The sequence below is a fragment of the Streptomyces sp. BPTC-684 genome (assembly GCF_030028635.1).
GTDB lineage: Bacteria > Actinomycetota > Actinomycetes > Streptomycetales > Streptomycetaceae > Streptomyces > Streptomyces noboritoensis.
On record NZ_CP124863.1, the window covers coordinates 4211388 to 4226175 of the forward strand.

A 14788-nucleotide genomic window follows, 5' to 3' on the forward strand; every position below is an offset into this window, starting at 1 on the left:
TGACTCACATCGTTACGGCGTGACCTTCTCGATCACGACGCTGCCGGTGCCCGCGGCCGTGCCGCGCGCGTTGACCAGCTTGACCTCGCCGAAGAACTGGCGTCCCTCGGGGGCCGCGCCGCTCACCAGGACCTGCGCGCCGACGGTCGCCGAGGCGCCGTTGGCGAGCTTGACCGGCTTGGAGTCGTCGACCTTGACGGTGCCGAGCGACGGAGCGTAGTACACGTCGCGGTAGTTGTACGTGGTCGTGCCGGACGGGATCGCGTAGCCCGCGACCTGGATCGTGTAGGTGCCGGCGGCCGGCTTCACCAGGCTGACGGCCTCCTCGGAGTCGCCGTCCGCGGACGAGCCGACCTGCACGCCGTCCTTGAGGACCGCGAGGTCCAGGTCGGCCGCGGTGTCCGAGACGCCGCCGATGGCGACGTCGAGGCGCTCCACGCCCTCGCCGACGGTCAGCGTGGTCGTCTGGGTCTCACCGGCCTTGATGGTCGGCTTGGCGACCTTCGCGGAGCCCAGCGAGCCGCCCTGGAGCTTGCCGTCGATGGCGGCGAAGCCGTTGGTGACCTTCCACTCGACCGGGGTCGAGGTGCCGACCTTGGCCTCCGGGACCGTCTTCACGGCCGGGTCGAAGGCGACGCCGAGCAGCGCGACATCCAGCTTGTACGGGTTGTCGAGGTACGGCGACGTACGGCGCGACTCGACCTCGATCTCCCACACACCGGGCTGCGGGTCCGCGTAGGAGCGCAGGTCGGGGCGGCACTTGTTGGCCGGGTTGTCGTAGTTCGGGTAGCAGTTGGGCGTCCCCGTCTCGTCGACCGGCACGCCGTACGGGTGGATCGCGATGAACCGGGTCTGGCTGCCCGAGCGCAGCGCGCCCATGGAGACCTCAAGCGCCTTGGCGCCCGCCGGGACGTTCACGAAGTACGACTTGGTGCTGTTGCGCTGCACCGAGGACGAGTCCGTGAAGCTGTACGACGGCTTGGCCAGCGGCTTGGAGACGATCACGGTGGCGAGGATCTGCTGGTCCACGCCCTTGGTCCGCTTGTCGTTGACCTCCAGGATGGCGCTGTGGATGCCCGCCGACTTCGGCTGCGCCTGCACCTTGACGGTGACCGGCGTGTTCAGGCCCAGCGCGACCTCGTCGGAGCCCAGGACCTTGAAGGTGCCGTCGTTGTTCTTGAACGACAGCTTGTGCTTCACGGCCTTGTCCGGGCCCGTGGTGCGGGTGACGGTGACGTCGTACGTCTTCTTCTCGCCCGCCTTGAGACCGCCCTCGCGGTCGTAGATGCCGGTGCCGAAGCCCGGCGTCTTCAGCGCGAAGTCGATCGCGGTCTTCACCGGCGCCTTGACGCTGTACTCGTGGGCGGTGGCACCGTCCTCGATCGCGTCCCAGGCGTCGACGATGTCGATCAGGCCCGCGCCCTCGGCGTGCGCCTGAACACCCTTGATGTGCTTGGCCGTCGAGGTCAGCGCGGTGCGCAGGTCGGCCGGGGCCAGGTCGAGGTGCTTCTGCTTGGCGGCCGAGAGCAGCAGGGCCGCGGCGCCCGCCGCCTGCGGCGAGGCCATCGAGGTGCCCTGGAGCATCGAGTAGCCGGCCGGCAGCGAGTAGCCCGACTCCTTGACCGGGGAGCCCGGCAGCCAGGTCTGGGTGGTGTTGATCGCGGCACCCGGCGCCGACAGGGTCGGCGTGAAGCCGCCGTCCTCACGCGGACCGCGCGAGGAGAACGGCATCATGTCGTACTTCTTCGACACGTTGGAGCCGTAGTTGGCCGCCCAGGTCTCCTGCGAGATGGAGGCGCCGACCGAGATGACGTGGTCCGCCAGGCCCGGGTCGCCGATGGTGTTGACGCCGGGGCCCGAGTTGCCGGCCGAGATGACCAGCTGGACGCCGTAGCTGTCGATCAGGCGCTTGTAGAGCTCGGCGCGCGCGTTGTTGCCGTCGTTGAGCGCCGGCAGGCCGCCGATCGACATGTTGACGATGTCGACGTGGCGGTTGGTGACCAGGTCGATCATGCCCTCGGTCAGCGCGATGTTGGTGCAGCCGCCGGACCAGTTGCAGGCGCGCGAGGAGACGATCTTGGCGCCGGGGGCGGCGCCGCTCATCTTGCCGCCGAACAGCCCGTTCGCGGCGGTGATGCCCGCGACGTGGGTGCCGTGCTCGGACTCGATGATGCCGATGTTGACGTAGTCGGAGGTGTGCCCGGCCGCGTCGTACTTCACGTTCTTGCGGATCTCGACGGTGAACGGCATCCGCTCGACGACGTCGGTCGCCGGGTTGTCCGTACCGAAGTAGCCGACCTGGTAGCCGTCCTTGTACGGCTTCATGGCCTCGTCGTCGGTGAAGTCACCGTTGTTGTTGAGGTCCACCCGGACGGTCTGGGCGACCGGGTCGTAGAGCACGCCCCAGGTGTCGGTGGTGTCGCCGTCGCGGTTCACGTCGCCCTTGGCGTCGCCGCCCGCGGTGACCTTCTCCGAGAAGAGGCTCACGTCGTAACTGCCCGCCGGGGCCTTCCAGGTGCGGCCCTGGTAGGTGAACTCCGGTCCGGAGACGGCGGTGTTCATCCGGCGCCAGGTGCCGTCGGCGTCGGCCACCGGGTCGGTCGCGGTGACCCAGTCGACGATCTTGCGCTCGCCGGTGGTGGTCTTCTGCAGCGCCGGGTGTCCCAGGTCCACGCCCGAGTCCAGGACGCCGATGGTGATGCCGCGGCCGTCGGCCTTGGGGTGCTGCTTGACGAAGTCGACCGCGCCCGTCTCGAAGGACGGGTTGTACGGGTTCTTCGCGGGGGTGTCCTTGCCCGGCGCCGGGTACGAGCCCGAGAGCGACCTGCGCGGGGCGCTCGCGCCCTTGGCGCTGTCGGCCGACGGGGTCGGGTCGTCCAGCTGGATCTCCTGCTTGAGGTCGATCCCGTGGACGGAGGGCAGCTTCGCGGCGGCCTTCAGGGCCGACTCCGCGGTGGCGGTCGGCAGGGTGGCCCGCACATAGCCGAGCTTGTCGTCGGTCTTGCCGACGGTGGCGCCCGGTACCGAGTCGAGCTGGTGCGAGACGGCGCCGGTGGCGCCGGGGGCGGTCGCCACCATCACGGTGACGGTCTTCTCGCCCTTGGCCTCGGCCTCGGCGAGCCGCTGCTCGTCGGCCGCGCCGAGCTTGGCCGCGGGGTCCGCCGGGGATTTCGCGGGGGTGGACTTCACCGGAGCGGGCGTCGGATCGGCCGTCCCGGAGGCGAAGACGGGGGCGGCGCCCGCGGCGGCGAGCGCGGCCACCAGGCCGGCCGCGGCCGCTATGCGGGCCGTGCGTCTCGCGCCCGGTATGGAGCGCGGCGAATCGGAGGTCATCAGCATCCCTAATGGTCAGAAAGGGTCCGGAATACGGGGCCGGATGACCGCTGAGCATTTCGTATATGGCTGTTGTTTGTGGAGAGTTGACCGGGTCCGGAATCGGACATGGCGTGATCCCGCCATGCGCCATCGGGAGCGAGGCGGGGTGAACCGGGGCGAATCAGCCCTCGCGTGTGCGGGCGTAGTGACGGGACGCCTTCGCACGGTTGCCGCACCCCGCCATCGAGCACCAGCGGCGGGTCCCGTTCCGTGAGACGTCGAAGAAGTGCAGGATGCACGCGTCATGGGCGCAGGCGCGGATCCGGTCCGGCGCGGTGCGCAGCAGATCGAGGTAGTCGCGCGCGGCCGTCCAGGCGGGCCCCCACGCCGGATCGGCGAACTCGGCCCGCTCGCCCGGCCCTTCGGCGGACAAAGTGGCGCGAATGCGGCCGTGTTCGAGGATCGCGTCGACGTCCGCCGTCGCCGCCGGGTCGCCGGGGGACTCCACGGCCCGCAGCAGCGCCTCCCGGGCCCGCAGCAGCGGCCCGAGCGCGGCCTCGTCGGGGCTGAATCGCGCGTCGAGGCCGGTGGCGGCGAGCCAGACGGCCAGCCCGTCGGCGGAGGCCAGCAGGTCCTGCCGCTCCCCGTCGTGCATCCAGCGCGTGTTCAGCAGGTCGAGCGAGACGGGCTCTCCGGTGAGCGGACGCGGATCGGGCGCGGACATCCCGGTCTCCTCTCGTACGGCGGTCAGGCGGCGGTCGTGCGGCGGTGCTAACCACTGAAGGTTACGTGACCGGTTGCATCTCCCGCATCTAACCTCTAATCTCGAATTAAGAGGTTAGAAGATCTCGCTCAGGAAGGGGACCGCCATGACGGCGACCAGCACGTTCCGCACCGGCCACGTAGGCCTCAATGTGACCGACCTCGACCGCTCCCTCGGCTTCTACCGGGACCTCCTCGGCTTCGAGGTCCTGTCCGAGGGCAAGGAGGAGGGTCGCCGCTTCGCCCTCCTCGGCCGCGCCGGGCAGCTCTCGCTCACCCTCTGGCAGCAGGCCGACGGCGCCTTCGCCCCGGACCGCGCCGGGCTGCACCACCTCGCGTTCGCCGTCGACACGATCGAGGAGGTGAAGGCGTACGAGAGTGAACTGCGGGCGTACGGCGTGGAGTTCGCGTACGAGGGGATCGTGGCGCACGGCGAGGGTGCGGCCTCCGGGGGGATCTTCTTCCACGATCCGGACGGGATCCGCCTGGAGATCTCGGCTCCCCTGGGCACGGACCGGGCCCCCGCCCCGTCGGCGGCCCCCACCTGCGGCTTCTTCTAGGCCCGGTCTTCGTCTGCGGCTGGGTGGGGGCTGGTCGCGCAGTTCCCCGCGCCCCTTAAATGCCGCTCCGCGGCAATCCCCTGGGGCGCCCCGAAGGGGCGCATCTCAGGGGCGCGGGGCTGTGACATTTGCGGCTCCGCCGCGTGGGCGCGAGCAACCCAGCACGGCCCGCAGACGAACTCGAAACGGAGGACAGCCCGATGACCGCGCCCACCCCCTACCACCCCGGATCCCGGGCCGTGCAGGACCGCGTCGGCGTTCGGGAGGCCGCCGACCACGTCGGGCGGGCCATCGGGCCCGGCATCCGGCCCGTCGCCGCCGCCTTCCTCGAACTCCAGCCGATGCTGGTGCTCGGGGCGGCGGACGAGCGCGGCCGGATGTGGGCCTCGCTGCTCACCGGGCGCCCCGGTTTCGTCCGGGCCACCGGGGCCCACCGGATCTCGGTCGTGGGCGGCCCCGCCGGGAGCGACCCCCTCGCCGGGGTGCTCGCGGCCGGGGAGAGCCCCGTCGGCACGATCGCGCTCGACCCGCGCACCCGGCGCCGGATGCGGCTCAACGGCACGGCCCGCCCGACCCCGCGCGGCCTCGCCGTCGAGGCCGAGCAGGTCTTCTCGAACTGCCCCAAGTACCTCCAGCACCGCGAGATCGAGGCGTACGAGGAGCGGCCGGACCGGGCCGGTGCCGTGCGGCGCGGCGAGCGGCTCACCCCCGACCAAGAGGAGTTCGTCCGCGCTGCCGACACCTTCTTCATCGCGACCACCGCCTCCGACGGCGTGGACGCCAGCCACCGGGGCGGCAACCCCGGCTTCGTACGCGTCACTTCGCCCACCCACCTGGAGTGGCGCGACTACCCCGGCAACTCCATGTTCCTCACCCTCGGCAACCTGGAGGCCGACCCGCGCGCCGGGCTGCTCTTCGTCGACTGGACGCACGGCACCACGCTCCAGCTCTCGGGCACGGCCCGTACCGCGTTCGCGGCGGGGGAGCGCACGGTCCGGTTCACCGTCGAGCGCGCGGTGCAATCGGAGGGGGCGAGCCCGCTGCGGTGGTCCGCGCCCGACTACTCACCCGCCAATCCGCCGGGGTGAATCCGGGATCGGCTGAAATCCGCTCAACCCCGCCCCCGCCGGGCAACTCGTCCGGCGGGGGCGGAGTCCTGTCCGCCGACGGCGCCGTCGTGGGCGTCGCGGGCGACAGGGAGAGCGCACATGTCGGTACGTACGGGCAGGAGAGTCAGGACGACCGCCTTCGGGGTGGCCGTGGCCGCCGGGATCACCGCGACCGTGTGCGCGGCGGGCCCGGCCTCCGCGCGGGAGGCGGCGCCCGCGTCCCATCGGGCCACCCAGCAGGCGATGGACGCGGCCGTGCGCGACGGCGTGCCGGGCGTGGTCGGGATCGCCCAGCAGGACGGGCGCACCTGGAGCGGGGACTCCGGCGTCGCCGATCTGCGCACCGGCCGCGAGCGGCAGGCCGAGGACCGCTACCGGGTCGGGTCCATCACCAAGACGTTCGTGGCCACCGTCGCCCTCCAGCTCGAAGCCGAGGGCAGGCTGAGCCTGGACGACACGGTCGAGCACTGGCTGCCGGGCGTGGTGCGGGGCAACGGCCACGACGGCACGAAGATCGCTTTGCGGCAACTCCTCAACCACACCAGCGGCATCTACAACTACACCCAGGACAAGGCCTTCGGGCAGCGGATCTTCAGCACGGAATTCCTCCAGCACCGCTATGACACCTACGCGCCGCAGCGGTTGGTGGACATCGCGATGGGGCACGCCCCGGAGTTCGAGCCGGGCACCTCCTGGCGCTACTCCAACACCAACTTCGTCCTGGCCGGGATGGTGATCGAGAAGGCCACCGGCCACTCCTACGCCACCGAGATCGAGCGCCGCATCCTGCGCCCGCTGCACCTGCGCTCCACCACGCTGCCGGGCACCGACTCCCGGATGCCGCGGCCCAGCGGCCGGGCCTACTCCAAGCTGTCCGAGAAGACGACCGGCAGGACGTACGACGTCACCGCGCTCAATCCGTCCATGGCGAGCTCGGCCGGTGAGATGGTCTCGGACTCGGGCGATCTGAACCGCTTCTACCGGGCCCTGCTGACCGGCGAACTGCTGCCGCGGCGCCAGCTGGCGGAGATGAAGACCACCGTGGCGATGCCCGGCGCCCCCGGCGCCGGTTACGGACTCGGTCTGGCGGCGCGCAAGCTGCCCTGCGGGGTGGAGGTCTGGGGCCACGACGGCGGCATCCACGGCTCCACGTCCGTGGCGGTCACCACCGAGGACGGGCGCCACTCGCTGGCGTACAACCTCAACAGCGACTGGGCCGACGACGGCGGGGCGGTCATGCTCGCCGAGTTCTGCGGCACCGCCCCGGCGGTCAAGCCGGTCAAGCCGGTCGCGCTCGTCAAGTGACCTTGTGGTGCTCCCCTGTTCACCGGGGGAGCACCACCACATACGCGGCGGGCTCCCGGTCCGCCGAGGCCATCAGGGCCGTGCGGACCACGGTCGCCTGCTGCTCCATCGACTCGCGCAGCTTCCTGGGCGTGAGGTGCACGATGGTGATCCCGAGCCGCTCCAGCGTGTCGCGCTTGCGCGTGTACTCGCACCACAGCTCGTCCTCGTCCTCCCTCCGCGGCTTCCCCTGGCGCGGCGCCCGGGTGTCGAGCTCCACCGCCACCGCCTGCTCCGGCCAGTACGCGTCCACGCCCCCGATGTGCGGCCCGCCCGGCAGCCGCAGGTCCACGTTCCACAGCGGGTCGGGCAGGTCGTGGACGCGCACCATCTCGTAGAGGCGGTTCTCGGCGATGGCCCGGCCCTCGGCGAGCAGCGAGTCCACCGCGTCCACCACGTGCGCCCGCGTCAGCAGCCGCGCCTGCGTCAACTCCCGTACGAGGGCGGCCGGTTCGCAGTGTCCGCCGCGTACGGCCTCGGTGAGCAGCCGGCGTACCGCGTGCGCGTCGGTGAGCTCGGCCACCGCGTCCGCCAGCGCCCTCGGCACCGGAGCCACCGGCACCCCGGCCACCGGCTCCGGCACCGGCATCACATGCGCCCGCACCAGGCGCACACAGCCGGTCGAGCGCAGCCGCCGGGTGCGCGGCACCAGCACGTCGATCCGGTCGAGCGAGCGCAGCGGGGGGGCGGAGGCGAAGCGGTGCAGGGCGAGCGCGGCGAGCCCGGTGACGATCGCGTCGCAGGGCGCCGCGTGCGCCTGGCCCTGGACCGGGATCGCCTTGGCGCGCTCGGGGGCCGGGCGCCCCGCGTACAGCAGGGCCGCGTGCAGCCGCTCCTCGCTGGTGGGCGGTCCCGGGTGCAGCACGTAGACACCGGGGAGGAGTTGCTGCCAGGGGCCGCCGGGGCGGCACTGGGCGGCGGCGCTGGCGGCCGGGACGCCGTGGGCGCGCAGCTGGGCCGCCGAGTAGACGCGCCGGTGCACGTCGGTGAGGTGGCTGAGGGGGCGCGGGGAGAGCGGGGAGGGGGTCTCGCCGCCGAAGGTCGGGGTGTTGTGGTTCATGCCGAGGGGTGTTCCGCGCCCGGAGCGGCCCCTAACCGCTGTTACAAGCCCGTCGACAATTCCGGACAAGCCCGTCCTAAAGTACGGGCGTTCGAGTGCCGATCAGGGGGCCCGTCGCCGGGCCCCCCGCCGGGTGTCAGCCGGTGGCGGACGCCGCGTCGCAGGCCTGGCCGCGCAGGGTGCGGGCCAGGTCGTCACGGGCCTCCAGGACGAGGCGGCGCAGCGCCGGGGCCGCGTCCGGGTGGGCGGTCAGCCATTCGTCCGTGGAATCGAGCGTCGAGCGGTTGTCCCGCAGGCTCGGGAAGAGCCCCTTCACGACGTCCATGCCGATCTGGATGGACCGCTCGGCCCACAGCCGCTCGATCGCCTCGAAGTACTTCGGTGCGTACGGAGCGATCAGCTCGCGCTGCGAGGGCTGGCCGAAGCCGGAGATGGTGGCCTCCACCAGCGCGTTCGAGAGCGAGTCCGACTCGACGACCTGCGCCCATGCCTGCGCCTTGACCGCCGCCGACGGCCGGGCCGCCAGGCAGCGCACCTGGTGGCGCTTGCCGGAGGCCGTGTCGTCGCGGGCGAGCTCGGCGCCGATCACCGACTCGTCGGCGCGGCCGTGCGCGGCCAGCGGCTCCAGGAGCACCCAGCGCAGCTCCTGGTCGACCTCCAGGCCGTCGATCTTCGCGGTCCCCTCAAGGAGGCCTTCGAGGAGCTGGAAGTCGGCGTCGGTCGTCGCCGTGGAGGCGAAGAAACGCGCCCAGGCCAGCTGGTGCTCGCTGCCCGGCGCCGCGATCCGCAGCTCGCGCATCGCGCCCTCGGCCAGCAGCCGCCCGCCCTGCTCGCGCCACTCGGGCGCCGCGTAGTACGTCTGCGCCGAGCGGGTCCAGGCGTGCAGCATCTGGAGCACGCCGATGTCCGTCTCGCGCCCGGAGTGGGCGAGCACCAGCTCGATGAAGTCCCGCGCGGGCATGAGCGCGTCCCGCGTCAGGTTCCACAGCGCCGACCAGCACAGGGCGCGCGCCAGCGGATCCGTGATGTCGCCGAGGTTGGCCCGCAGGGTGGCGAGCGAGCCCTCGTCGAAGCGGATCTTGCAGTACGTGAGGTCGTCGTCGTTGACCAGGATCAGCTCGGGCCGCTCGGCCCCGGCCAGCTCCGCCACCACCGTGCGCGGCCCGTCCACGTCGACCTCGGCGCGCGCGTACCGCACCAGCGCCCCCGCCTCGGAGCGGTAGAGGCCGACCGCGACCCGGTGCGGGCGCAGTGTCGGATGGTCCTCGACGGCCTCCTGGACCACGGCCAGCTCGGTGATGCGGTCGCCCGCGTCGTAAGTGACCACCGGGGTGAGGGAGTTGACGCCCGCCGTCTGCAGCCAGGACCGCGACCAGGACGCCATGTCCCGGCCGGAGACCTCCTCCAGGACCGACAGGAGATCGCCCAGGCGCGTGTTCCCGTAGGCGTGGGCCTTGAAGTAGCGCCGGGCGCCCTCCAGGAACGCGTCCCGCCCCACGTACGCCACCAGCTGCTTGAGGACCGAGGCGCCCTTGGCGTAGGTGATGCCGTCGAAGTTGAGCTTGGCGTCCTCCAGGTCACGGATGTCGGCCGTGATCGGGTGTGTGGACGGCAGCTGGTCCGCGCGGTACGCCCAGGACTTGCGGCCGTTGGCGAAGGTGATCCAGCCGTTGGTGAACCGGGTCGCCTCGACCTGCGAGAAGCTGCCCATGAAGTCGGCGAACGACTCCTTCAGCCACAGGTCGTCCCACCACTGCATGGTGACGAGATCGCCGAACCACATGTGCGCCATCTCGTGCAGGATGACGTTGGCGCGCCGCTCGTAGGCCGCCTGCGTCACCTTGCCCCGGAAGATGAACTCCTCGCGGAAGGTCACCAGACCCGGGTTCTCCATCGCCCCCAGGTTGTACTCCGGCACGAAGGCCTGGTCGTACTTGCCGAACGGGTACGGGTAGTCGAACTGGTCGTGGAAGAAGTCGAAGCCCTGCTTGGTGACGAGGAACACGTCGTCCGCGTCGAAGTGCCGGGCCAGGCCCTTGCGGCACATCGCGCCGAGCGGGATCTCCAGGGTGGTGCCGTCGTCGAAGGTGCGGCGGTAGGTGTCCGTCACGTAGTGGTACGGACCGGCCACCACGCACGTGATGTACGTCGAGATCGGCTTGGTCTCGGCGAACCGCCAGACCCCGTCCTCGCCCCGGGCGCCCTCGCCGTTGGACCACACCGTCCAGCCCTCGGGCGCCGTCGCCTCGAAGCGGAAGGAGGCCTTCAGGTCGGGCTGCTCGAAGTTCGCGAACACCCGCCGGGAGTCGGCCGGCTCGTACTGCGTGTAGAGGTAGACCTCGCCGTCCTCCGGGTCGACGAAGCGGTGCAGCCCCTCGCCGGTGCGGCTGTACGCGCAGTTCGCGTCCACCACCAGCACGTTCTCCGCCGCCAGGTCGGCGAGCGCCACCCGGGTGCCGTCGAAGACCGCGGCCGGGTCGAGCGGCTTGCCGTTCAGGGTGACCGCGTTCACCGACGGCGCGACCAGGTCCGCGAAGGACTCCGCGCCCGGCCGCGCGCAGCGGAACCGGATCGTGGTGACCGACCGGAACGTACGCGGCCCGTCCGGGGCGTCCCCGATCGCGGACCGCAGATCGAGGGCGACGTCGTACCCGTCGACGGACAGCAGACCGGCCCGCTCACGGGCCTCGTCGCGGGACAGATTCTCACCGGGCACGGGCACTCCTTCGTGTCTCGTTCGAACAGCACCGATCCTGCCATGCCCGCCGGGCGGCGGACACGCGGGAATGCGGCGGGTGGCCGGAGGCGTTCCCTTCACCGACTTCCCTAGCGTGCCCCGATGAGGAGAGACATGTCCGAGACCGCCCCCCAGACCGGGAAGACCCCTGTCGACTTCTGGTTCGACCCGCTCTGTCCCTGGGCCTGGATGACGTCCCGCTGGATGCTGGAGGTCGAGAAGGTCCGTGACGTGGAGGTCCGCTGGCACGTGATGAGCCTGGGCGTCCTCAACGAGGACAGGCTCGACGAGCTGCCCGACTCCTACCGCGAGTTCCTGACGACCCGGGCCTGGGGCCCGGTCCAGGTCGTCATGGCCGCGCAGCAGAAGTACGGCGAGGAGGTCCTCGGCAAGCTGTACACCGCGCTCGGCACCCGCTTCCACAACCAGGCCCTCGGCTCCGGCCGCGAGGTCCTGGTCGCCGCCCTGGAGGAGGCCGGCCTGCCCGCCGAGCTCGCCGACCACGCGGACGTCGACAACAGCGCCTACGAGTTCGACGCGGAGCTGCGCGCCTCCCACAAGGAGGGCATAGACAAGGTCGGCCAGGACGTCGGCACCCCGGTCATCGCCGTGCCCGGCGCGGACGGCGAGCAGATCGCCTTCTTCGGCCCGGTCGTCACCCCGGCCCCCAAGGGCGAAGCCGCCGCGCGCCTGTGGGACGGCACGCTCCTGGTCGCCTCGACCCCGGGCTTCTACGAGATCAAGCGGACCCGCACGTCCGGCCCGATTTTCGACTGATCCGGCGTCCCCTCGGTGGCACGGCCCCCGCGAGTCACGCACTCGCGGGGGCCGTGCCGCACCCCCGTCCTACTCCCCGTACAGCGCGGCCAGCCGCGGCAGGCGTCTCGCTATCTCCCCCGTGTCGTCGAAGTCGAAGTCCCAGCCCGGGTCCAGCTCCGGGTAGCGGATCGTGAAGCTGTCGCCGGGCAGCTCCTTGCCGGTCGCGGTCAGATGCGCGTCCCAGGCGATGCCGAGCGCCTCCTCGCACTCCATCTCCCAGCCCTCCACCGCCGCGTCCCGCACCGCGCTCAGGCCCGCCAGCTCGTCCGGGTCGGCCACCGCGCGGTCGAACACCTCGCGCCCCTGCGCGATCAGCCAGCCCCGGAAGTAGTCGAACCCGTCGTCCGAGCACCCGCCGTTGATCGTGTACGCCGCGGCCCAGAGCGGCTGGCGGTAGGAGGCGGCCATCAGGTCCCAGAAGACCTGCTGGAATGCCACTATCTCGTCGACCGGCCGGGCCGAGAGCAGGTCCGCGGCCCGCGCCGCGACCGCTTCGGCGTCCGCCGCGTGTGCCACCTGCGCGCGGGCGTCGTCGATGAGCGTCCAGAACTCCTGTGTGTCCATGGCTCCGAGCATGGCACCCGCCACTGACAACGGGGCCGGGGTGAAAGGGTGATGGACCGGCGCACTACACCGGCGCACGGATGCGCGGACGCGAACGACCCCCGCGAGTCACGTCCTCGCGGGGGTCGTCCGTATTTCCGCCCGCAGGTGAAGGTTGAGAAGACGATCACGAGCAGGACGACAGGGGGGCAGAGCCGAGTACGGCCCTACGGGACCAGCAGCAGGTTGTTCCCGGCGGCCTTGGCGGCGGCGTAACGCTTCGCCACGTCCTGCCAGTTGACGACGCGCCACATCGCCTCGATGAAGTCCACCTTCTGGTTCTTGTACTGGAGGTAGAAGGCGTGCTCCCAGGCGTCGAAGACCAGGATCGGGGTGGAGCCCTGGCCGACGTTGCCCTGGTGGTCGTAGATCTGCTCGACGACGAGACGGCCGCTGACCGGCTCGTACGCGAGGACGCCCCAGCCCGAACCCTGCGTCGTGGCCGACGCCTTGGTCAGCTGGGCCTTGAACTTGGCGAAGGAGCCGAAGGATTCGGCGACGGCGTCCGCCAGCTCGCCGACGCCGTCCGCCTCCAGCGGCTCGCCGCCGCCGTCGCCGGTCATGTTGTGCCAGTAGATCGAGTGCAGGATGTGGCCGGAGAGATGGAACGCGAGGTTCTTCTCCAGCCCGTTGATCGAGCCCCAGGCGTCCTTGTCGCGGGCCTCCGCGAGCTGCTCCAGGGTGTCGTTCGCGCCCTTCACATACGCCGCGTGGTGCTTGTCGTGGTGCAGCTCGATGATCTCCGGGCTGATGACGGGTGCGAGCGCGGCGTAGTCGTACGGAAGTTCAGGAAGCGTGTAAATGGCCATGTCCGAAGCCCCTCCGACTGCTTATTGCAACTGGTATGCAAGTGCACGCTACCAGCAGGTATGCGTCGTCGCAGCTAAGGGTGACCTCAGCAAAAAGCCCTGCGTCCGGAGGTCTAGGACCTCCGGACGCAGGGCTTCGGGCAGATTTCGGGCGGAGTGCTCAGGCCTCCTGGCGGGCTCCCATGCGCTGGCGGGCGTAGCCGATGACGGCCAGGACCACCGTCAGCACCCCCGTCGCCATCAGCTGGTCCCGGGTGTCGGACTGACGGGCCATCAGGACGAAGATCCCGGCCATGGCCGCCAGCGCCACCCAGGTCAGCCCCGGGTACAGCCACATCTTCACGACCAGCTTCTCCGGCGTCTCGCGCTCGGTGCGCCGGCGCAGCAGCAGCTGGGAGACGGCTATGAAGATCCAGACGACCAGGATCACCGCGCCGATCATGTTCAGCAGCCAGGGGAAGACGTCGTCCGGCCGCCAGTAGCTCAGCAGCACGCACCCGAAGCCGAAGACCGAGGAGCACAGCACCCCGACGCGCGGCACGCCGCCGGAGATCCGGCCGAGCGCCTTGGGGCCCTGGCCCCGGTCGACCAGCGAGTACGCCATGCGGGATGCGCCGTAGATGTTGGCGTTCATCGCGGAGAGCAGGGCGACCAGCACGACCACGTTCATGATCTGCCCGGCGCCGTCGATGCCGAGGTGGTCGAGCGCGGCCACGTACGGGCCCTTCTCCACCACGGTCTTGTCGTTCCAGGGCACCAGCGTGACGATGACCGCCATCGAGCCGATGTAGAAGACGGCGATGCGCCACATGGCCGTGCGCACCGCGCGGGCGACGCCCTGCACCGGCTTCTCGGACTCGGCGGCCGCGATGGTGACCGTCTCCAGACCGCCGTACGCGAAGACGGAGGCGAGCAGTCCGAGCACCAGGCCCTCGGAGCCGTTGGGCAGGAATCCGCCCTCGCCGGTGAGGTTCGAGGTGCCGGGGGCGGGGGTGTCCGGCAGGACGCCGAGGATGGCGAGCAGGCCGAGCACGAGGAAGAGGGCGATCGCGGCGACCTTGAGCGCGGCGAACCAGAACTCGAACTCGCCGAAGTTCTTCACGGCCGCGAGGTTGGTGGCGGTGAAGACGAGCATGAACAGCGCGACCCAGGCCCACTCGGGCGTACCGGGCAGCCAGTCGGTAACGATCTTGGCGGCGCCGATGCCCTCCAGGCCGACCGCGACGCACAGCAGCACCCAGAACGCCCAGCCGGCGGTGAAGCCGGCCCAGGGGCCGATGGCCCGCTCGGCGTGCACGGAGAAGGAGCCGGAGGCGGGGTTGGCCGCCGACATCTCGCCCAGCATGCGCATCACGAGCATGACGAGCGCGCCGGAAATGCCGTAGGCGAGGATGATCGAGGGCCCGGCGGCGGCGATTCCGGCGCCGGAGCCGACGAAGAGCCCGGCGCCGATGACACCGCCGAGGGCGATCATCGAGAGGTGGCGCTGCTTGAGGCCGTGGGTGAGGGGGGAGTCGACCTTCGGCTGCGCGTCGGTCGTCGCGGGCGCGTTTGTCCGGGACATGGGCAGGCCCTGTTCAGTAGCTGAGACGGGGAGCGGGAGCCACAGTCTGGGTGCGGCACCGCTCAGAGGGAACACCAGACCGCTATCCGGACACTCGACTCACACA

11 protein-coding genes are annotated in these 14788 nt (G+C 71.1%); 4 read left to right on the forward strand and 7 right to left on the reverse strand.

Annotated elements, in window-relative coordinates; all coding sequences use genetic code 11:
- Nucleotides 1–12: 12 nt before the first annotated feature.
- On the reverse strand, nt 13–3339 hold the full coding sequence (locus QIY60_RS18550; protein ID WP_283143460.1) for a S8 family serine peptidase: 3327 nt from the start codon (nt 3337–3339) through the stop codon (nt 13–15).
- Between the two features lie 157 nt (nt 3340–3496).
- Nucleotides 3497–4039 carry a CGNR zinc finger domain-containing protein gene (locus QIY60_RS18555; protein ID WP_283143461.1) on the reverse strand — a complete coding sequence of 181 codons (543 nt, stop codon included), beginning with the start codon at nt 4037–4039 and terminating at the stop codon, nt 3497–3499.
- A gap of 145 nt (nt 4040–4184) precedes the next feature.
- On the opposite strand from QIY60_RS18555, the gene QIY60_RS18560 reads away from it, so the two are divergent.
- The 3 genes from QIY60_RS18560 to QIY60_RS18570 all read left to right on the forward strand — a co-directional run bounded on the left by QIY60_RS18560 (nt 4185) and on the right by QIY60_RS18570 (nt 7051).
- Nucleotides 4185–4637 (forward strand): VOC family protein, encoded by a 453-nt coding sequence (locus QIY60_RS18560; RefSeq protein WP_283143462.1) that lies wholly within the window; start codon nt 4185–4187, stop codon nt 4635–4637.
- 200 nt (nt 4638–4837) lie between these two features.
- Nucleotides 4838–5725, forward strand: a complete 888-nt coding sequence (locus QIY60_RS18565) for a pyridoxamine 5'-phosphate oxidase family protein (protein WP_283143463.1) — start codon at nt 4838–4840, stop codon at nt 5723–5725.
- Between the two features lie 120 nt (nt 5726–5845).
- On the forward strand, nt 5846–7051 hold the full coding sequence (locus tag QIY60_RS18570) for a serine hydrolase domain-containing protein (protein WP_283143464.1): 1206 nt from the start codon (nt 5846–5848) through the stop codon (nt 7049–7051).
- 19 nt (nt 7052–7070) lie between these two features.
- On the opposite strand, the gene QIY60_RS18575 is transcribed toward QIY60_RS18570, so the two are convergent.
- On the reverse strand, nt 7071–8150 hold the full coding sequence (locus QIY60_RS18575; RefSeq protein WP_283143465.1) for a hypothetical protein: 1080 nt from the start codon (nt 8148–8150) through the stop codon (nt 7071–7073).
- 136 nt (nt 8151–8286) lie between these two features.
- On the reverse strand, nt 8287–10866 hold the full coding sequence (gene pepN / locus QIY60_RS18580; RefSeq protein WP_283143466.1) for an aminopeptidase N: 2580 nt from the start codon (nt 10864–10866) through the stop codon (nt 8287–8289).
- Between the two features lie 135 nt (nt 10867–11001).
- Between pepN and QIY60_RS18585 the strand changes: the two genes are divergently transcribed.
- Nucleotides 11002–11664: a disulfide bond formation protein DsbA gene (locus QIY60_RS18585; protein ID WP_283143467.1), complete on the forward strand. Its 663-nt coding sequence runs from the start codon at nt 11002–11004 to the stop codon at nt 11662–11664.
- Between the two features lie 69 nt (nt 11665–11733).
- On the opposite strand, the gene QIY60_RS18590 is transcribed toward QIY60_RS18585, so the two are convergent.
- From QIY60_RS18590 to QIY60_RS18600, 3 genes are all read right to left on the reverse strand, one after another.
- Entirely contained in the window at nt 11734–12270 is a 537-nt protein-coding gene (locus QIY60_RS18590; RefSeq protein ID WP_283143468.1) for a DUF4240 domain-containing protein, read from the reverse strand.
- A 206-nt stretch (nt 12271–12476) separates the two neighbouring features.
- Nucleotides 12477–13118: a superoxide dismutase gene (locus tag QIY60_RS18595; RefSeq protein ID WP_283143469.1), complete on the reverse strand. Its 642-nt coding sequence runs from the start codon at nt 13116–13118 to the stop codon at nt 12477–12479.
- A gap of 160 nt (nt 13119–13278) precedes the next feature.
- Complete coding sequence (locus QIY60_RS18600; RefSeq protein WP_283143470.1) at nt 13279–14682, reverse strand: amino acid permease; 1404 nt, start codon at nt 14680–14682, stop codon at nt 13279–13281.
- Between the last annotated feature and the right edge of the window lie 106 nt (nt 14683–14788).